A 20968-nucleotide genomic window follows, 5' to 3' on the forward strand; every position below is an offset into this window, starting at 1 on the left:
TCGATGAGCTCTTGTGGAGCAGGTCAGGAGAGCCCGAGCTCGTCGTCGAGGAGATCGAAGATCTCGTCTGCCGTAGCGGACTGGATTTCACGGTCTTCTGCGGTGCTGTCCGTAGCACTTTGCGTTTCATTCCACTTCGACAGGAGGTCGCGCAGGCGGGTGGTGATGCCGGGGCGATCGATGTCGTCCGGGGCGATCGTGGCGAGGATCGCCTCGAGCTTGTCGAGCTCCGCGTGTACGGGCGGGTGTCCGGCCGCACTGGCCGCGCCGTCCAAACCCAGTTCTTCGCGCAGATACCCGGCGAGCGCGGTGGGCGTCGGGTAGTCGAAGATCAGCGTGACCGGCAGGCGCAGCCCGGCTGCGGCGCCCAGTCGGTTGCGCAGATCCACGGCGGTGAGCGAGTCGAAGCCGAGGTCGAGGAAGCCGCGCCCGGCGTCCACGTCGTCCGGGGTGGCGTAGCCGAGGACGGCCGCCACATGGCTGCGGACGACCTCCAGCAGCTCCCGGTCGCGTTCGGTCTCCGAGAGCCCGGAGAGCCGTTCGGCGAGCGAGCCCGCACCGGAGTCGGCGAGGGCCCCGGCACCGGTGGTCCCGGTGTCGGCGGAGCGCCGTACGGGGGTGCGGACCAGGCCGCGCAGCAGCGGCGGCAGCAGCCCTGCGGCGGCCTGGCCGCGCAGTGCGCCGGTGTCGATGCGGATCGGGACGAGTACGGCCTCGGGCAGGGTGCCCGACAGGTCGAACAGGGCCAGGCCCTCGTCCTGCGGGAGCGCCGCGAAGCCACCGCGCGAGATGCGGGTCACGTCGGAGGCGTCGAGACTTCCGGCCATGCCGTCGGCCGCCGCCCACAGGCCCCAGGCGAGGGAGCTCGCGGGCAGGCCCTGGGCGTGGCGGTGCTGGGCTAGCGCGTCCAGGAAGGTGTTGGCCGCGGCGTAGTTTCCCTGTCCCGAGCTGCCGAAGGCACCGGCGGCCGACGAGAAGAGCACGAACGCGGCCAGGTCCAGCTCGCGGGTCAGCTCGTGGAGGTTCCACGCCGCGTCCACCTTGGGGCGCAGTACGGTGTCGATCCGCTCACCGGTCAGCGAGCTGATCACACCGTCGTCCAGGACGCCCGCGGTGTGCACCACGGCGGTCAGCGGATGTGCTGCCGGGATCGCCGAGAGGGTGGCGGCCAGGGCGTCCCGGTCGGCGGTGTCACAGGCCGCCCAGGTGGCCTCGGCGCCCATCTCGCCCAGTTCGGCGGCGAGTTCGGCCGCGCCCGGTGCCTCGCCACCACGGCGGCTCACCAGCAGCAGACGCCGCACCCCGCGCTCCGCCACCAGGTGGCGGGCGAAGAGTCCGCCGAGCGCGCCGGTGGCGCCGCTCAGCAGCACGGTGCCGTCCGGGTCGCCGAGCCCAGTCGGCTCGGGGGTCTCCGGCCGGGCCGGGACCCGGGCGAGCCGGTAGGCGTGGCCGGTGCCGGAGCGCAGGGCGAGCTGCGGCTCGTCGGTGGCGAGCACCGACGGCAGGGCCCGCTGGGAGGCGTCGGTGCCGTCGAGGTCGACCAGGACGAAGCGGCCGGGGTTCTCCGACTGCGCGGACTTGACCAGGCCCCAGGCGGTGGTGTGGGCCAGGTCGGCGATGTCCTCGCCGGGGGCCGCCGCGACCGCGCCACGGGTGACGAGGACGAGGCGGGTGTCGGCGAACCGCTGGTCGGCCAGCCAGTTCTGGACCAGGTCCAGGGTGTTCCGGGCGACGGCCCGCGCGGCGGCGGGCAGGGACGCCGCGCCGCCGGTGGCGGTGAGGGGTGCCACGACCACGTCGGGGGCGGAGGCGCCGCCGTCGAGGGAGGTGGCGAGTGCCGCGAGGTCCGCGTAGTCGTCCAGCCGCTCGCCCGCGACGGTGAAGCCGGTGGCCGGGGTGCCGGTGGCCGTGGAGCCGGTGGCCGGGGTGCCGGTGGCCGGGAAGCCGGTGGCGGCGCCGAGGGTCACCCAGCGCTCGCCGAGCGGGATGTCGGTGGTGGACGTCGTAAGGGCGGTCCACTCGGGGCGGAACAGCGACTCGTGGTGTGCCGCGCGCGAGGCGTCGAGCTGCTCGGTCGACAGCGGCCGCAGCACCAGGCCGTCGATGGTGGCGACGGCGGCGCCGGTGCCGTCGGCGAGGTGCAGCGACACCCCGTCGGCGCCGGGCCGCAGCCGTACGCGCAGCGATGCGGCGCCCTCGGCGTACAGCCGTACGCCGGTCCAGGCGAACGGCAGCCGCGCCCCTTCGTTCTCCTCGCCCTCCGGGTCGAGGCCGAGCGTATGCAGGGCGGCGTCCAGCAGCGCCGGATGCACCCCGTACGCGGCGGCCTCGGGCTCGAAGCCCTGGGGCAGCCGGATCTCGGCGAACAGTTCGTCGCCGCGCCGCCAGGCGGTGTGCAGCCCCTGGAAGACCGGGCCGTAGCCGAGTCCGGCGGCGGCCGCGCCCTCGTAGAACTCCTCGGTGGCGAGGGCCGTCGCGTCGGCCGGGGGCCATACGCCCAGGTCCAGCCGCTCGGCGTCGGTCGCCTGCTCGCCCGGGGCGAGGAAGCCGGTGGCGTGGCGGATCCACGGCTCGCCGGCGGGGACGTCCTCCCGGCGGGAGTGCAGGGTCAGCGAACGGCGCCCGGTCTCGTCGGCCGCCGCGAGCTCCAGCCGCAGTTGGACGGCGCCCTGTTCGGGCAGGACCAGCGGCGCCTGGAGGGTCAGCTCCTCGACCGTGTCGCAGCCCGCCTCATGGCCGGCCCGCAGCGCGAGTTCGACGAAGGCGGTGCCGGGCAGCAGCACGGTGTCCATGACGGCGTGGTCGGCCAGCCATGGGTGGGTCAGCAGCGACAGCCGCCCGGTGAACACGAAGCCACCGGTGTCGGGGAGTTCCACCGCCGCGCCCAGCAGCGGGTGGTCGGCCGTGTCGAGGCCCGCGGAGATCACGTCCTCGACGGAGATGCCCACGTCGAGCCAGTAGCGCTGGCGCTGGAAGGCGTAGGTGGGCAGCTCCACGCGGCGGGCGCCGCGCCCGGCGTAGACCGCCGCCCAGTCCGGGACCGCGCCGCGGACATGGGCGTGGGAAAGGGCGGTGGCGAGCGCCTGGGCCTCGGGGCGGCCACTGCGCAGGGTGGGGACGAACACCGCGTCGGTGCCGGCCTCCCCTTCGGTCCCGGTCCCGGTCTCCGTCTCGGCAAGGCAGTCCTCGCCCATCGCGGAGAGCACCCCGTCCGGGCCGAGCTCCACGAAGGTGGTCACGCCCCGGTCGCGCAGGGTGCGGACCCCGTCGGCGAAGCGCACGGACTCCCGGACATGGCGCACCCAGAACTCCGGCAGGCGGATCTCGTCGGCGGAGACCACGGTGCCGGTGAGGCAGGACACCAGCGGGATCTTCGGGGCGTTGTAGGTCAGGCACGCGGCCAGCTTGCGGAAGTCCGCGAGCATCGGGTCCATATGCGGCGAGTGGAAGGCGTGGCTGACGGTGAGCCGCTTGGTCTTGCGACCCCGCGCCTCGAAGTCCGCCGCGATCTGCGTCGCCGCGTCCTCGTCACCCGCGATGACCACGGAGTTCGGGCCGTTGAGGGCGGCGATGCTCACGCGGTCGGTGAGCAGCGGCGCCACCTCGTCCTCGGACGCCTGGAGAGCGATCATCGCGCCACCGGCGGGCAGCTCCTGCATGAGGCGGCCACGGGCCGCGACCAGCACGGAGGCGTCGGCGAGCGAGAACACACCGGCCACATGCGCGGCGGCCAGTTCGCCGATGGAGTGGCCGGACACGTAGTCCGCCTTCAGGCCCCACGCCTCGACCAGCCGGAACAGCGCCACCTCGATGGCGAACAGCGCGGGCTGGGTGAAACCGGTCCGGTCCAGCGCCTCGGCGTCGTCGCCGAACAGCACGTCCCGCAGCGGCCGTTCGAGATGCCCGTCCAGATGCGCGCACACCTCGTCCAGCGCCTGCGCGAAGCGCGGGAACGTCCGGTACAGCTCGCGGCCCATGCCGAGCCGCTGGCTGCCCTGGCCGGTGAAGAGGAACGCCACCTTTCCCTCGGTGGCGACACCGCGCAGCGCCTGCGCCGGGTGGTCACCGCGCGCCAGCGCGTCGAGTGCGCCCAGGGCGTCGTCGTGGCCCTCGGCAACCAGGGCCACGCGGTGTTCGAGCGCGGCGCGGGTGGTCGCGAGCGAGAAGCCCAGGTCGGTGAGGGCGGCCCGGGGTTCGGCGGCGATCCGCGACCGCAGCCGCCGCGCCTGCGCCCGGACACCGTCCTCGGTGCGGGCCGACAGCAGCACGGGCACATACGGCAGGGCCTCGGGCTCCGGCGCGGGCTCGCTCGCCTCGGGGGCGGGCGGCTGCTCGATGATGGCGTGGGCGTTGGTGCCGCTGATGCCGAACGAGGACACCGCGGCCCGGCGCGGACGGCCGGTCTCCGGCCACTCCAACTGCTCGGTGAGCAGCGACACCGCGCCCGCCGACCAGTCCACGTGCGGCGACGGCTCGTCCACATGCAGGGTGCGCGGCAGCACACCGTGCCGCATCGACAGCACCATCTTGATGATTCCGGCGACACCGGAGGCCGCCTGGGTGTGGCCCAGGTTGGACTTGACGGAGCCCAGCCACAGCGGCCGCTCCGCGTCCCGCTCCTGGCCGTAGGTGGCCAGCAGCGCCTGCGCCTCGATCGGGTCGCCCAGCGTCGTGCCCGTGCCGTGCGCCTCGACCACGTCCACCTCACCGGTGGTCAGACGGGCGTTGGCCAGCGCCTGGCGGATGACGCGCTGCTGGGACGGGCCGTTGGGCGCGGTCAGACCGTTGGACGCGCCGTCCTGGTTGACGGCCGAGCCGCGCACGATCGCCAGCACCTCATGGCCGTTGCGGCGGGCGTCCGACAGCCGCTCCAGCAGCAGCATGCCCGCGCCCTCGCCCCAGCCGGTGCCGTCGGCGGCGGCCGCGAAGGACTTGCAGCGGCCGTCCCTGGCCAGTCCGCGCTGGCGGCTGAAGTCGATGAACGTACCCGGGGTGAACATCACCGTGACACCGCCGGCCAGCGCCAGCGAGCATTCGCCCTGCCGCAGCGCCTGCGCCGCGAGGTGCAGCGCGACCAGCGACGACGAGCAGGCCGTGTCGACCGTGACGGCCGGGCCCTCCAGACCGAAGGTGTACGCCACCCGGCCGGACACCACACTGCTGGAGCTGCCGGTGCCGAGATAGCCCTCGACCTCGTTCGGGACGGCGTGCAGCCGGGACCCGTAGTCGTGGTACATGACGCCCGCGAACACACCGGTCCTGCTGCCGCGCACGGACAGCGGGTCGATACCGGCGCGCTCGAACGCCTCCCAGGAGGTCTCCAGCAGCAGCCGCTGCTGCGGGTCCATGGCCAGCGCCTCACGCGGCGAGATCCCGAAGAACGCCGGGTCGAAGTCGGCGGCGTCGTGCAGGAAGCCGCCCTCGCGGGCGTAGGAGGTGCCCTGGGTCTCCGGGTCCGGGTCGTAGAGCGCCTCGAGGTCCCAGCCTCGGTTGTCGGGGAAGCGGGAGATGCCGTCCTCGCCCGCGGCGAGCAGTTGCCACAGCTCCTCGGGGGTGGTGACCCCGCCGGGGTAGCGGCAGCTCATCGCCACAATGGCGATCGGCTCGTCGTCGGTGGCGGCCACGACCGGCACCGGGGTGTGCACCGCCGGGGTCCGCGTGCCGACGAGCTCGGTGCGCAGATGGCGGGCCAGGACCTGCGGGTCCGGGTAGTCGAAGATGAGCGTGGCGGGCAGCCGCAGCCCGGTGACCGTGTTGAGCTGGTTGCGCAGCTCGACGGCGGTCAGCGAGTCGAAGCCCAGCTCCTTGAACGCCCGGCCCGAACCGATGGTCTCCGCACCGGCGTAGCCGAGCACGGTGGCCACCTGGCCACGGACCAGGTCCAGCAGCAGCCGCTCCTGCTCGGGCTCGGACAGCCCGGTGAGCCGCCCGGCAAGACCGGTCTCGCCGCCCGCCGCGACCGCGTCCACCGCGCGCCGCGCCGGGATCCGCACCAGACCGCGGAACAGGGGCGAGACCGCGCCACTGCTGGCCAGGGTGCGCAGCGCCGCGATGTCCACCCGCATCGGCACCAGCGACGCCTCGCGGACGGTCAGCGCGGTGTCGAGCAGCGCGAGGCCCTCCGCCACCGGCAGCGGCGGCAGTCCGGCGCGCCGCATCCGGGTGATGTCGGCCTCGTCCAGGGTGCTGCCCATACCGGCCCCGGCCCACAGGCCCCACGCCAGCGCGGTGGCGGGCAGGCCCTGGGCGGCGCGGTGCTGGGCGAGGGCGTCCAGGAAGACGTTGGCCGCGGCGTAGTTGCCCTGGCCCGGGCCGCCGAACACGCCGGAGGAGGACGAGAACAGCACGAAGGCCGTCAGGTCCAGCTCGCGGGTCAGCTCGTGGAGGTTCCACGCCGCGTCCACCTTCGGGCGCATGACGTGGTCGACGCGCTCGGGGGTGAGGGAGCCGATCACACCGTCGTCCAGCACACCGGCCGTGTGCACGACGGCGGTCAGCGGATGCTCGGCGGGAACGGTGGCGAGGGTCGCGGCGAGCGCGTCCCGGTCCGCCACATCACACGCCGCCCAGGCCACGCTCGCGCCCAACTCGGCCAGTTCGGCGCCGAGTTCGGCAGCACCGGGCGCCTGGTCGCCACGTCGGCTCACCAGCAGGAGCTGCCGTACGCCACGCTCCGCCACCAGATGCCGGGCCACCAGACCGCCCAGCGAACCGGACGCACCGGTCACCAGCACCGTGCCCTCGGGGTCCAGGCCCCGGGCGTCGTCCCGCTCCGGCTCCACGGCCACCCGCGCCAGCCGGGGCACGGACACCGCGCCCGCGCGGATCGCCACCTGCGGCTCGTCCGAGGCCAGGGCGGCGGGCAGCGCCCGCAGCGACTCGTCCCGGCCGTCGGTGTCCACCAGCACGAACCGGCCCGGGTTCTCCGACTGCGCCGAGCGCAGCAGACCCCACACGGCCGCACCGGCCAGATCCGCCACCGGCTCGTCGGCCTCGACGGCCACCGCGCCACGGGTCGCCACGACCAGCGGGGCGTCCCCGAACCGCTCCTCGTCCAGCCACCGCTGGACGGCGTCGAGCGCCGCGGCGGCGGCGCGGTGCGCCGCGCGGGCCACCTGCTCACCGGTCTCGGCGGACGGCGACACGACCACGTACTCGGGCGCGGGCGCCGTGCCCGCGGCGACCGCATCGGCCAGCGTCGCGAGGTCCCCGTACGCCGTGGCCCCGAGCCCGAGCGGATCGGCGCCCAGCACCGCCCACCGGCCGTCGGCCGGCACCTCCGCCCCGGCCGCGTCGGCGAGCCCGGACGGCGTCGTCCACTCCAGGTGGAACAGCGACTTGTGGTAGGACGTGCGCGCGCTTCGCAACTGCTCGGCCGAGACCGGGCGCAGCCCGAGCGTCTCGACGGCCGCGACCGGCGCACCGGTGGTGTCGGCGATCTCCAGCCGGACGCCCTCGGCGCCCGCGGGGGCCAGCCGCACGCGCAGCGCCGAGGCGCCGCTCGCGTACAGCGACACACCGGTCCAGGCGAACGGCAGCCGCCCTTCCCCGCCCGTGTTGCCCAGACCGGCCAGGCCGATGGCGTGCAGGGCGGCGTCCAGCAGCGCCGGGTGCAGCCCGAACGCGGCGGCCTCCTCGGCCGTGTCCTCGTCCAGCGCCACCTCGGCGAACACCTCGCCGCCGCGCTGCCACGCCTTGCGCAGCCCCTGGAACGCGGGGCCGTAGGCGAAACCGATGTCCAGCAGGCCCTCGTAGCGGCCGTCCAGCTCCACCTCGGCCGCGTCCGCCGGGGGCCATGCGGTCAGCTCGAACGACGCCTCCGGACGGCCGCCGGACGCCAGGACACCGGCGGCGTGCCGGGTCCACGGCTCCTCGGCGGGCAGGCTCTCCAGCCGGGAGTGCAGCGACAGCGGACGGCGGCCCGTCTCGTCGGCCGCGCCGACCGACAGCCGGAGCTGGACACCGCCCTGCGCGGGCAGGACCAGCGGCGCTTCGAGGGTCAGCTCTTCGAGATAGTCACAGCCGACCTGGTCACCGGCGCGGATCGCCAGCTCCACGAACGCGGTGCCGGGCAGCAGCACGGTGTCCAGGATGGTGTGGCCCGCGAGCCACGGATGGGTCGAGAGCGCCAGCCGCCCGGTGAACAACATCCCGTCCGCGTCCGGCAGTTCGGCGCTGGCGCCGAGCAGCGGATGCCCGGCCTCGCCCATCCCGACCGCGGCCACGTCACCGAGGAACAGCGAGGAGACCTTCGGCCAGTAGCGCTGCCGCTGGAAGGCATACGTGGGTAGCTCGACCTGCGCGGCGCCCGTTCGGGCGTAGTACGCCGCCCAGTCCACCGCCGCCCCACGCACATGCGCCCGCGCGACGGCGGACAGCAGCGCCTCGGCCTCGGGGCGGTCCTTGCGCAGCACGGCGGCGAAGGCGGCGTCCTCGCCGGTCACACAGTCCTGGGCCATGGCGGTGAGGACACCGTCGGGGCCGAGTTCGACGTACGTGGTGACGTCCTGGGCCTCCAACGTGCGGACACCGTCGAGGAAACGGACGGCCTCGCGGACGTGGCGCACCCAGAAGTCGGGGCTGGTGATCTCCTGGGTGGAGACGACGTTCCCGGTCAGGTTGGAGACGATCGGAATGCGCGGGGCCTCGTAGGTCAGCCCCTGCGCGACCTCGCGGAACGCGTCCAGCATGCCGTCCATGCGAGGCGAGTGGAACGCGTGGCTGACCGTGAGCCGCTTGGTCTTACGACCCTGCGCCTCGAAGCCCGCCGCAATCTCCGCCGCCGCGTCCTCATCACCCGCGATGACGACCGAAGTGGGCCCATTGAGCGCGGCGATGCTGACCCGCTCGGTCAGCAGCGGCAGCACCTCGTCCTCGGACGCCTGGACGGCGATCATCGCGCCACCGGCCGGAAGCGCCTGCATCAGACGGCCACGCGCGGCCACCAGCTTCGCCGCGTCCGCGAGCGAGAACACACCCGCCACATGCGCGGCGGCCAGCTCACCAATCGAGTGACCGGACAGGAAGTCCGCCTTCAGACCCCACGCCTCGACCAGCCGGAACAGCGCCACCTCGACCGCGAACAGCGCGGGCTGGGTGAACCCGGTCCGGTCCAGCGCCTCGGCGTCCTCGCCGAACAGCACGTCCCGCAGCGGCCGTTCGAGATGCGCGTCCAGGTGGGCGCACACCTCGTCCAGCGCGTCCGCGAACACCGGGAAGGTGTCGTACAGCTCACGGCCCATGCCGAGCCGCTGGCTGCCCTGCCCGGTGAACAGGAACGCCACCTTGCCGCCGGCCACCGCGTCCTGAACGAGCCCGGCCGCAGTACGTCCCTCGGCGAGCGCCGCCAGGCCGGACAGCAGCCCGTGCCGGTCCTCGGCAACGAGCGCCGCGCGCTCCTCGAAGGCGGTACGGCGCGTGGCGAGGGTGAACGCCACGTCGGTGAGGTCCAGCCCGGGGCGCTCGTCCAGGTGGGCGCGCAGCCGTACGGCCTGGTCGCGCAGGCCCTCGGGGGACTTGGCGGAGAGCACCCAGGCGGCCGGGACGCCGGACCGGGGCGCGGCGGCGGGCGCCGGGTCGTCGGTCTCGTCCGCGTACGCGGGGGCCTGCTCGATGATGGTGTGCGCGTTGGTGCCACTGATGCCGAACGAGGACACCGCGGCCCGGCGCGGACGGCCGGTCTCCGGCCACTCCCGCGCCTCGGTCAGCAGCGACACCGCGCCCGCCGACCAGTCCACATGCGGGGTGGGCTCATCGACGTTGAGGGTCTGCGGCAGCAGTCCGTGCTCGATGGCCAGCACCATCTTCATCACACCGGCGACACCGGCGGCGGCCTGGGTGTGGCCGAAGTTGGACTTGATGGAGCCGAGCCACAGCGGCTGGTCGGCGTCGCGCTCCTGGCCGTAGGTGGCCAGCAGGGCCTGGGCCTCGATCGGGTCGCCCAGCTTGGTGCCGGTGCCGTGGGCCTCGACCGCGTCCACCTCGGACGCGGACAGACCCGCACCGGCCAGCGCCTGCCGGATCACCCGCTGCTGCGAGGGACCATTCGGCGCCGTCAGACCGTTGGACGCACCGTCCTGGTTGATCGCGGAGCCGCGCACGACCGCCAGCACCGGGTGGCCGTTCTTCCGGGCATCGGACAGCCGCTCCACGAGCAGCATGCCGACGCCCTCGCCCCAGCCGGTGCCATCCGCACCCGCCGCGAACGCCTTGATCCGCCCGTCCTCCGCCAGCCCACGCTGACGACTGAAGTCCACGAACGAACCCGGCGTCGACATCACCGTCACACCACCGGCCAACGCCAACGAGCACTCACCCGCCCGCAACGCCTGAATCGCCCAGTGCAACGCCACCAACGACGACGAACAGGCCGTATCCACCGTCACCGCCGGGCCCTCAAGCCCCAGCGCATACGACACCCGGCCCGACATCACACTGGCCGCGTTGCCCGTCCCCATGAAGCCTTCGGAGCCATCGGGGGCGGACAGGATGACGGGCAGATAGTCCTGGCCGTTGGTACCGGCGAACACGCCGACCTGCCGGCCGCGCAGCGTCGTCGGGTCGATCCCGGCCCGCTCGAACGCCTCCCACGACGTCTCCAGCAGCAACCGCTGCTGCGGATCCATGGCAAGGGCCTCGCGCGGCGAGATGCCGAAGAAGACGGGGTCGAACTCGGCGGCGTCGGCGAGGAATCCGCCCTCGCGGACGTAGCTGGTGTGCTCGCCCGTGCCCTCCGGGTCGTACAGCGTCTCCAGGTCCCAGCCGCGGTCGGCGGGGAAGTCGACCACCGCGTCCTGTCCGGACGCCAGCAGCCGCCACAGCTCCTCGGGCGAGCGCACACCACCCGGGAAGCGGCAGCTCATGCCGACGATCGCGATCGGGTCGTCGTCCAGCGCCACGCCCACCGACGACGCACCCGTCACCGCCGGGCGGGAGCCGATGAGTTCGGCCTGCAGATGGTCGGCGAGGGCGATCGGGGTGGGGTAGTCGAAGATGATGGTGGCGGGCAGCTTCAGCCCGGTGAGGGTGGACAGCAGGTTGCGGATCTCGACGGCGGTCAGGGAGTCGAAGCCGAGGTCGCGGAAGGCGCGGCTGGGCTCCACCGAGTCCGGTCCGGGGTGGCCGAGGACGACGGCCACCTGGGTGCGGACGAAGTCCAGGGCGATCTGGTCGCGTTCCTCGTCCGTCCCGGCATCGGTCAGCCGCTGGGCCAGCGAGGTGGGCTGGCCGGGGATGGCGGGGCCGCCGGTGGCGGTGCGCGCCGCCTCGATCGCGCGGCGCGCCTCGGAAAGCTCGGCGAGCAGCGGGTTCGGGCGGTGGCCGGAGAGGCCGGGCGCGAAGCGGTCCCATTCGATGTCGACGACGAGGGAGAACGTCTCGTCCAGGTCGAGCGCGGCGCCCAGGGCGGCGGTCGCCGGTTCGGGGGCGAGGGCGGGCAGCCCGGACTGCCGGAGCCGCTCGGCCACCAGCTCGTCGGTGGCCATGCCGCCGTCGGCCCAGGCGCCCCAGGCCATCGAGGTGGCGGGCAGCCCCTCGCCGCGGCGCTGTTCGGCGAGCGCGTCGAGGTAGGCGTTGGCGGCCACGTAGTTGGCCTGTCCGGCGGCGCCGAAGGTGGCGGCCATGGAGGAGAAGAGCACGAAGGCGGACAGGTCGAGGCCGCGGGTGAGCTCGTGCAGGTGGCGGGCGGCGTCGGCCTTGGCGCGCAGCACCTCGGCCATCCGCCGCGGGGTCTGGGCGTCCAGGACACCGTCGTCCAGCACTCCGGCGGCGTGCACGACCGTGGTCAGCGGAAGGTCCGCGGGGACGGTCGCCAGCAGCCCGGCGAGGGCGTCGCGGTCGGCGACGTCGCAGGCGGCGATGGTCACCTGGGCGCCGAGGGCGGTGAGTTCGTCGCGCAGCTCGGCGGCGCCGGGGGCGTCGGGGCCGCGGCGGCTGGTCAGCAGGATGTGCTGGGCGCCGTGGGCCACGAGCCAGCGGCCGACGTGGCCGCCGAGAGCTCCGGTGCCGCCGGTGATCAGCGCGGTGCCGTGGGTGCTCCAGCCGTCGCCGGTGGTCTCGTGGTGCGGTGCGCGGGCCAGCCTGCGGACGTGGATGCCCTGCGGGCGGATCGCGACGTGGTCCTCGCCGCTGATGCCCTCGGGTCCGGCGAGGATGTCGGCGAGCCGCCCGAGGGCGCGGTCGTCGGCGGTCGCGGGCAGGTCGATCAGACCGCCCCAGCGCTCGGGGTGTTCGAGGGCGGCGGTGCGGCCCAGGCCCCAGATCTGGGCCTGGTCGGGGCTGGTGAGCCGGTCGGAGCGGCCGACGGAGACCGCGCCGCGGGTGGCGGCCCACAGCGGGGCGTCGACCTCGGCGTCACCGAGGGCCTGGACGAGGGTGAGGGTCCCCGCGAGCCCGGCGGTGAGGGAGGGGTGCCGGTCGTGCGGGCGCTCGTCCAGGCCGAGCAGGGAGAGCACACCGTCGACGTGCGGGGCCCCGCCGGTCTCCCGCGCCGGGTCCTGCGTCAGGGCCGTGCGGATGCGCTCGGCGAGGGCGGCGCGGTCGGCGGTGGTGCCGTCGACCGCGATCTCGTGGACCGTGACGCCGCGTTCGGCCAGCAGCCGCAGCGACTCGGCCACCCAGGGGTCCTCCGCGCGCCCCTCGGGGGTGACCACGAGCCAGGTGCCGGTGAGCGGCTTGTCCGGGGTCTGCGGCAGCGGTGTCCAGGTGATGCGGTAGCGCCAGCCGTCGACGGTGGTGTCGACGTGGCTGCGCCGGCGCCACGCGGACAGGACGGGCAGCACCTCGCTGAGGGGCTGGTCGCCGTCGAGGCCGAGGGCGTCGACCAGGGCGGCCAGGTCCTCGCTGTGCACGACCTCCCAGAACCGGGCGTCGGCCACGGCCGGGGCGGCGGCTTCGGCTTCGGCGGGGTCGGGGCCGTACGAGAAGGGGTTGGCGGGCCAGTAGCGCTGCCGCTGGAAGGCGTAGGTGGGCAGCTCGACGCGGCGGGCGCCGGTGCCCGCGTAGTACGTGGCCCAGTCCACGGGCACGCCGCGGACCTGGGCCTGGGCGAGCGCGTGGCCGAGGGTGCGGGCCTCGGGGCGGCCGGAGCGCAGGGCGGGCAGGAACGCGAACGTGCGGTTCCTGCCGCCGGTCACGCACTCCTGGGCCATGGCGGAGAGCACCCCGTCGGGGCCCAGTTCGACGAAGGTGGTCACGCCGTGGTCCTCGAGGCGGCGAACGCCGTCGAGGAAGCGGACGGCCTCGCGGACGTGGCGCACCCAGAAGTCGGGCGTGGTGATCTCGTCGGCGGAGACGATGGCACCGGTGAGGTTGGAGACGATCGGGATCTTCGGAGCCTCGTAGGTCAGCCGCTCGGCGACCTGACGGAAGTTCTCCAGCATCCCGTCCATGTGCGGGGAGTGGAACGCGTGGCTGACCGTGAGCCGCTTGGTCTTCCGACCCTGCGCCTCGAACGACGCCGCGATCTCCAGCGCCGCGTCCTCGTCACCCGCGATGACGACCGAGGTGGGCCCGTTGAGGGCGGCGATGGAGACCCGCTCGGTGAGCAGCGGCGTCACCTCGTCCTCCGACGCCTGCACCGCGATCATCGCGCCACCGGCGGGGAGTTGCTGCATGAGCTGGCTGCGCGCGGCCACCAGGGCGGAGGCGTGGGTGAGCGACAGCACTCCGGCGACATGGGCGGCGGTGAGCTCGCCGATGGAGTGGCCGGCGAGGAAGTCGGGGCGCAGTCCCCAGGATTCGACGAGGCGGAAGAGGGCCACCTCGACGGCGAACAGCGCGGGCTGGGTGAATCCGGTCCGGTCGAGCGTGGCGGCATCGTCGCCGAACAGCACGTCCTTCAGCGGCCGGTCGAGGAAGCGGTCGAGCTGGGCGCAGACCGCGTCCAGCGCCTCGGCGAACACCGGGTAGGTCTCGTACAGCTCACGGCCCATGCCGAGGCGCTGGCTGCCCTGTCCGGTGAAGAGGAACGCGACCTTGCCCTCGGCGGCCAGCCCCTCGGCCAGTTCGGGGTGGTGGCGGCCTTCGGCGAGCGCGTCGAGGCCCGCGAGAAGCTCGTCGTGATCGGCCGCGAGGACCACGGCGCGGCGGTCGAGGGCGGCGCGGGTGACGGCCTGGGAGTAGCCGAGGTCGGCGAGGCGGTGGCCGGGGCGGGCGGTCAGATGGGTCCGCAGCCGGAGGGCCTGGGCCCGCAGCGCCTGCTCGTCCTTGCCGGAGAGCACGACCGGGACCAGGGGCACCTCGGCCCGCTCCGGCTCCGGCTCACCGCTCTGGGCGGGGGCGGCGAGGGCCGGGGGCTCCTCGAGGATGGTGTGCACATTGGTGCCGCTCATGCCGAACGACGAGACGCCCGCGCGGCGCGGGGTCGCGCCCTCGGGGTCCTGGGGCCACTCGGTGGTGGCGGTGAGCAGTTCGACGTCCCCGGCCGTCCAGTCGACATGCGGGGTGGGCTCGGTGAGGTGGAGGGTCTTGGGCAGCACACCGTGCCGCATCGCCATGACCATCTTGATGACGCCGCCGACACCGGCGCCCGCCTGGGCGTGGCCGATGTTGGACTTGATGGAGCCGATGAGCAGCGGTTTGCCGTCGGGCCGGTCCTGGCCGTAGGTGGCGAGCAGCGCCTGGGCCTCGATGGGGTCGCCGAGGGCGGTGCCGGTGCCATGGGCCTCGACGGCGTCGACCTGGTCGGGGCTGAGGCGGGCGTTGGCCAGCGCCTGGAGGATGACGCGCTGCTGCGAGGGGCCGTTGGGCGAGGTGAGGCCGTTGCTGGCGCCGTCCTGGTTGACGGCGGAGCCGCGCACCACGGCGAGGACCGGGTGGCCCTTGCGCTGGGCGTCCGACAGCCGCTCGACGAGCAGCATGCCGACGCCCTCGCCCAGGCAGAAGCCGTCGGCCTCCGGGGCGAAGGGCTTGGAGCGGCCGTCGAGGGCCAGTCCGCGCATCTTGCTGTAGTCGACGAAGACGCCGGGCGCGCACATCAGGGTCGCGCCGCCCGCGAGCGCGAGCGAGCATTCGCCGTTGCGCAGGGCCTGGACGGCAAGGTGGAGCGCCACCAGCGAGGAGGAGCAGGCGGTGTCGACGGTGACGGCCGGGCCTTCGAAACCGAAGGTGTAGGAAAGGCGGCCGGAGGCGACGCTCGCGGCGTTACCGGTGCCGAAATAGCCCTCGAAGTTCTCGTTGGAACTGAGGATCGCGCCCAGGTAATCGTGATTGCTGGTGCCGACGAAGACGCCGATCTGCCGGCCGCGCACCGCGACCGGGTCGATTCCGGCCCGCTCGAACGCCTCCCAGGACGTCTCCAGCAGCATCCGCTGCTGCGGGTCCATGCCGAGCGCTTCTCGCGGACTGATGCCGAACAGCGACGGGTCGAAATCGGCTATGCCGTCGACGAATCCACCCTCGTGCACATAGCTGGTGCCGGGGTGGTCCGGGTCCGGGTGGTACATCGTGTCGACATTCCACCCACGGTCCAGCGGGAACTCGCTGACCGCGTCGACGCCCTCGCTGACGATGCGCCACAGGTCCTCGGGCGACGAGACGCCCCCGGGATAACGGCAGCCGATCCCCACGATCGCGATGGGGTCGTGGTTCTTCGCCTCGGCCTCTTGCAGGCGGAGGCGAGTCTGGTGCAGATCCGCCGTTACCAGCTTGAGGTAGTCCCGCAGCGTCTCTTCATTCGCCATTTACGCAATCCAATTACGGCAGACGGCATCGGAAATGCTCCACAGATCCTCAACAGGGGAGCCGGTAACCAACAACCAAATCAGTCGACTTCTCGCTGAGAGGCTATATGCGAACTAACCCTCACAACAACCCCTAGATGCCCCCTATGACCCCCTGGAGACCCAAGGAGCGATAGGGGGCAACCGGTATTCGGCAACTCTATTGAAGGGTAGGGAAAATCCTGGCCGACATCGAGAACGACGTCAATAGCAGAATTCCTGTTACGCCCTTCCGAGACCCTTGTTGATGAATGCGAAGAGCTCTTCGTCACTGGCCGACTGGAGCTGCTCGGCGTCGACCGTTTCCTTCGCCGGGCGCTCCGGCGCCGCCGTGGTGGCGGGTTCGGCGGTGACCGCCGTGCCGTCCGACTGGTTCCACTTCGCCATCAACGACTGCAGGCGCATGGTGATCCGGGCCCGGGTGATGTTGTCGGGCGCGGTGCCGGTGAGCGCGGTCTCCAGCTTGTCGAGTTCTTCGAGCACCGCGGTGCCGTCGGCCGCCTCGTCGGGCGCGATCCCGGCCCGCAGATAGGCGGCCACGGCGGCCGGGGTCGGGTGGTCGAAGATCAGGCTCGGCGGCAGCTTCAGCCCGCTCGCGGCGCCGAGCCGGTTGCGGAGTTCGACGGCGGTCAGCGAGTCGAAGCCCAGCTCCTTGAAGGCCCGGCCCGCCTCGATCGCCTGGGCGCCGGAGTGGCCGAGCACGGCGGCCACCGCGCTGCGCACCAGATCCAGCAGCACCCGCTCCCGCTCGGTCTCCGGCAGCGCCGCGAGCTGCCCGGCCAGGGCCGCCCCGGCGGCCGCGCCGCCGCCGTCGGCCTCGGCGGTGGCCATCTCCTCGACGACCTCGCGGGCCTCGGGCAGGTCGTGCAGCAGTGGACGCGACCGGTCGGCGGTGAAGGCGAGGGTGAAGCGCCGCCAGTCCATGTCGATGACGGTCAGCGCGGTCTCGTCCCGGTCCAGCGCGTGCTGGAGGGTGGCGGTGGCCGGTTCCGGCGCCATCTCGTTGATGCCGTGGCGGCGCATCCGGTCGCCGACGGCGCCGTCCACCGTGCCGCCGTCGCCCCACGGGCCGAAGGTGAGCGTGGTGGCGGGCAGTCCGTCAGCGCGGCGCTGTTCGGCGAAGGAGTGCAGGAAGGCGTTGCCGGGCGCCTGGTTGCCCTGGCCGGGTGCGCCGAAGGTGGCGGAGAAGTGCGAGCAGAGCACGAACGCGGTCAGGTCCAGGTCCCGGGTGAGCTCGTGCAGATGGCGCGTGGCGTCCACCTTGAGCCGCAGCACCCGCTCGACCTGATCCGGGGTCAGCCCCTCGATCACGCCGTCCTCGATGACCGCGGCGGTGTGCACGACGGCCGTCAGCGGCTGGCCGGCCGGGATGGCCGCGAGGGTCTCGGCGAGCGCGGCACGGTCGGTCACATCGCAGGCGGCGAGGGTGACCTTGGCGCCGAGCTCGGTCAGCTCGGCCTCCAGCCCGACCGCCCCGGGGGCGTCCGGGCCCCTGAGGCTCGCCAGCACCAGGTGGTCGGCGCCGTTACGGGCCAGCCACCGGGCGACCTGCGCGCCGAGCCGTCCCGTACCGCCGGTGACCAGCGTGGTGCCGGTCGGCTTCCAGGACCGTACGGCGGAGGTGTCGGCCAGCGGGGCGCGCACCAGGCGGGGCCCGAAGACGCCGGTGGCGCGGATCGCGGCCTGGTCGTCGTCGCCGTCGGAGGCGAGGAGGCCCACCAGCCGGGTCAGGGCGCGCTCGTCGGGCGTGGCGGGCAGGTCGATCAGACCGCCCCAGCGCTCCAGGTGCTCCAGCGCGGCCACCCGGCCAAGACCCCAGACGAGCGCCTGCTCGGGGGCGGCCGGCCGGTCCGTGCCGCCGACGGAGACGGCGCCGTGCGTCAGGCACCACAGCGGGGCGCCGATTCCGGCGTCGCCGAGGGCCTGGATCAGCGCGAGCTGGGCGGCGGTTCCGGCGGGCAGCGAGGCGTGCCCGGGGCGCGCGCCCTCGGCCGGGGCCAGCAGCGAGACGACCCCGGCGAACGAGCCGCCGTCGGCTTCGGCGAGTGCGGTGCGCAGCCGCTCGGCCAGTTCGTCCCGGCCAACGGTGCCGGTGTCCACGGCGATCCGCCGTACGTCGGCGCCACGTTCGGCGAGCACACCGGCCACGGCCTCGGTCCAGCTGTCCTCGGCGGCCGGGGCGACGACGAGCCAGCCGCCGGACAGCCGCGCGGACCGCTCCTCGGCGAGCGGCTTCCACGTCACGCGGTAGCGCCAGCCGTCCACCGTGGACTGCTCACGGGCCTGCTTGCGCCAGGTGGCCAGGGCGGGCAGCACGGCGCTCATCGGCTGATCGCCGTCGACCGTCAGCTCGGTGGCCAGGGTCTGCCAGTCCTCGGCCTCCACGGCGGCCCAGAACTTCGCCTCCACGGGGTCGTGCCCCCTCTCCCCGGCGGCCCGCTCGGGCGCGGCCTCGGGCCAGTAGCGCTGCTGCTGGAAGGCGTACGTGGGCAGCTCGATACGGCGGGCGCCGGTGCCGTCGAACACGGCCTCCCAGTCGACGCTCACCCCGCGCGACCACGCCTCGCCGACCGAGGCCCAGAAGCGGTCCTGTCCGCCCTCGTCACGGCGCAGCGACCCGATCGCGGCCGCGTCCACACCGGCGTCCTCGGCCGTCTCCTGCACTCCCATCGTCAGCACGGGGTGGGCGCTGGATTCGATGAACACCCCGAAGCCCTCGTCCAGCAACCGCCGGACCGCGCCCTCCAGCTCAACCGTGCGACGCAGGTTGGTGAACCAGTACTCGGCGTCCAGCTCGGAACCCTCGGCCCACTCCCCCGTCACCGTGGACAGGAACGGCACCTGGGCGCTCTTCGGCTGTACGGGGGCCAGCAGCTCCAGCAGCTCCTCGCGGAGCAGCTCGACCTGGGCGGAGTGCGAGGCGTAGTCCACCGGCACCCGGCGCGCCCGCACCTCATCGGCCTCGCAGGACGCCAGCAGCTCGTCCAGCGCGGTCGGCTCACCGGAGACGACCACCGAGGACGGCCCGTTGACCGCCGCGATGGAGACGCGCTCCTCGCCCCAGGGCTCGATGCGCTCGCGCACGTCCGCCACCGGCAGCGCCACCGACACCATGCCGCCCTTGCCCGCCAGCACCCGGCCGATCGCCTGGCTGCGCAGCGCCACCACACGCGCCGCGTCCTTCAGCGACAGAATCCCCGCCACATACGCGGCGGCGATCTCGCCCTGCGAGTGGCCGATCACCGCGGCCGGAACGACCCCCAGCGAACGCCACAGCTCGGCGAGGGACACCATCACCGCGAACAGCACCGGCTGGACCACATCCACCCGGTCCAGCGACGGCGCGCCCTCGGCGCCGCGCAGCACATCCACCAGCGACCAGTCGGTGAACTCCGCGAGCGCCGCGGCGCACTCCTCGATATGGGCCGCGAAGACGGGCGAGGCGTCCATCAGCCCCACGCCCATCCGCACCCACTGGGACCCCTGCCCGGGGAAGACGAACGCCGTCTGCCCGGCGACCACCGTGCCCCGCTCCACACCGGCCGCCATGCCACCGTCGGCGAGGGCGTTCAGCCCGGCCATCAGCTCCTCGCGGTCCCGGCCCTGGACCACGCCGCGGTGGTCCAGCGCGGAGCGGGTGGTGGCCAGCGACAGGCCGATGTCCACCGGGCGCAGCGCCGGTTCGTCGTGGAGCCGGTCCAGCAGCCGCCGCGCCTGGGCGCGCAGCGCCGCCTCGCTCTTGCCGGAGAGCACCCACGGCAGCACACCCGGCTGCTTGGACACCAGCTCCACCGGGCCCGGCTCCTCGGCGGGGGCCTGCTCGATGATGGTGTGCGCGTTGGTGCCGCTGAAGCCGAAGGAGGAGATGGCCGCACGGCGCGGGCGGCCGGTCTCGGGCCACGGCGTGGCCGACCTGACCAGCGCGACCTTGCCCGCCGCCCAGTCGATGTGCGGGGACGGCTCGGCGATGTGCAGCGACTCGGGCACCACCCCGTGCTCCATCGCCAGCACCATCTTCATCACCCCGGCGATGCCCGCGGCGCCCTGGGTGTGGCCGATGTTGGACTTCACCGATCCGAGCAGCAGGGGCAGTTCCTCGGGCCGCTCCTGGCCGTAGGTGGCCAGCAGCGCCTGCGCCTCGATCGGGTCGCCCAGCGAGGTGCCCGTGCCATGCGCCTCGACGACGTCCACATCGCCGCCGGACAGCCGGGCGTTGGCCAGCGCCTGCTGGATGACGCGCCGCTGGGAAGGGCCGTTGGGCGCGGTCAGGCCGTTGGACGCGCCGTCCTGGTTGACGGCGGAGCCGCGCACCACGGCCAGCACCTTGTGGCCCCGGCGACGGGCCTCCGAGAGCCGCTCCAGCAGCAGGACGCCCACGCCCTCGGCCGGGCCGAAGCCGTCGGCGTCCGCCGCGAACGCCCTGCAGCGGCCGTCCTGCGACAGCCCGCGCTGGCGGCTGAACTCGATGAACAGACCGGGGGTGGACATCACATGGACGCCGCCCGCCAGGGCGAGCGAGCATTCGCCCAGCCGCAGCGACTGGACGGCCAGGTGCAGCGCCACCAGCGACGCCGAGCAGGCCGTGTCCACCGTGACGGCCGGGCCCTCGAGACCGAAGACGTAGGAGAGCCGGCCGGAGACGACACTGCCGGCGTTGCCCGTGCCGAGGTGTCCGCCGAAGTCGTCCTCGGCGTCGAGCGCCACCGACAGATAGTCGGAGGCGTTCATGCCCGCGAAGACACCGGTCCGGCTGCCGCGCAGGGACGCGGGGTCGATCCCGGCCCGCTCGAACGCCTCCCAGGACGTCTCCAGCAGCAGCCGCTGCTGCGGGTCCATCGCCATGGCCTCACGCGGCGAGATCCCGAAGAACGCCGCGTCGAACCGGGTGGCATCGCCCAGGAACCCGCCCTCGCGGGTGTAGGTGGTGTCCGGGGTGTCCGGGTCCGGGTCGAACAGGTTCCCCAGGTCCCAGCCGCGGTCGGCCGGGAACTCCGTCTGCGCCTCACCGCCGGAGGCCATGAGCTGCCACAGCTCCTCGGGGGTGCGCACACCCCCGGGAAAGCGGCAGCTCATGCCCACGATGGCGATCGGCTCATGGGCCTGGTCGTCGACCTCCTGCAGCCGCCGGTGGGCGGCGGTGAGGTCGGTGGTGACCTTCTTCAGATATTCGCGGAGCTTGGCTTCGTTCGCAGTCGCCATGGACGTTCACCTATTCGCAATGCTCTGGTTCGTCGGGGGGTTCGGATGGG

The 20968-nt window shown here is 73.7% G+C and carries 2 protein-coding genes; both read right to left on the reverse strand.

The window, feature by feature from the left end:
- Positions 1–23 precede the first annotated feature (23 nt).
- Complete coding sequence (locus tag STRVI_RS37545; protein ID WP_435532638.1) at positions 24–15662, reverse strand: type I polyketide synthase; 15639 nt, start codon at positions 15660–15662, stop codon at positions 24–26.
- 279 nt (positions 15663–15941) lie between these two features.
- Entirely contained in the window at positions 15942–20918 is a 4977-nt protein-coding gene (locus tag STRVI_RS55760) for a type I polyketide synthase (protein WP_014060788.1), read from the reverse strand.
- Positions 20919–20968: the final 50 nt, after the last annotated feature.

It is taken from the genome of Streptomyces violaceusniger Tu 4113 (genome assembly GCF_000147815.2).
Lineage (GTDB): Bacteria > Actinomycetota > Actinomycetes > Streptomycetales > Streptomycetaceae > Streptomyces > Streptomyces violaceusniger_A.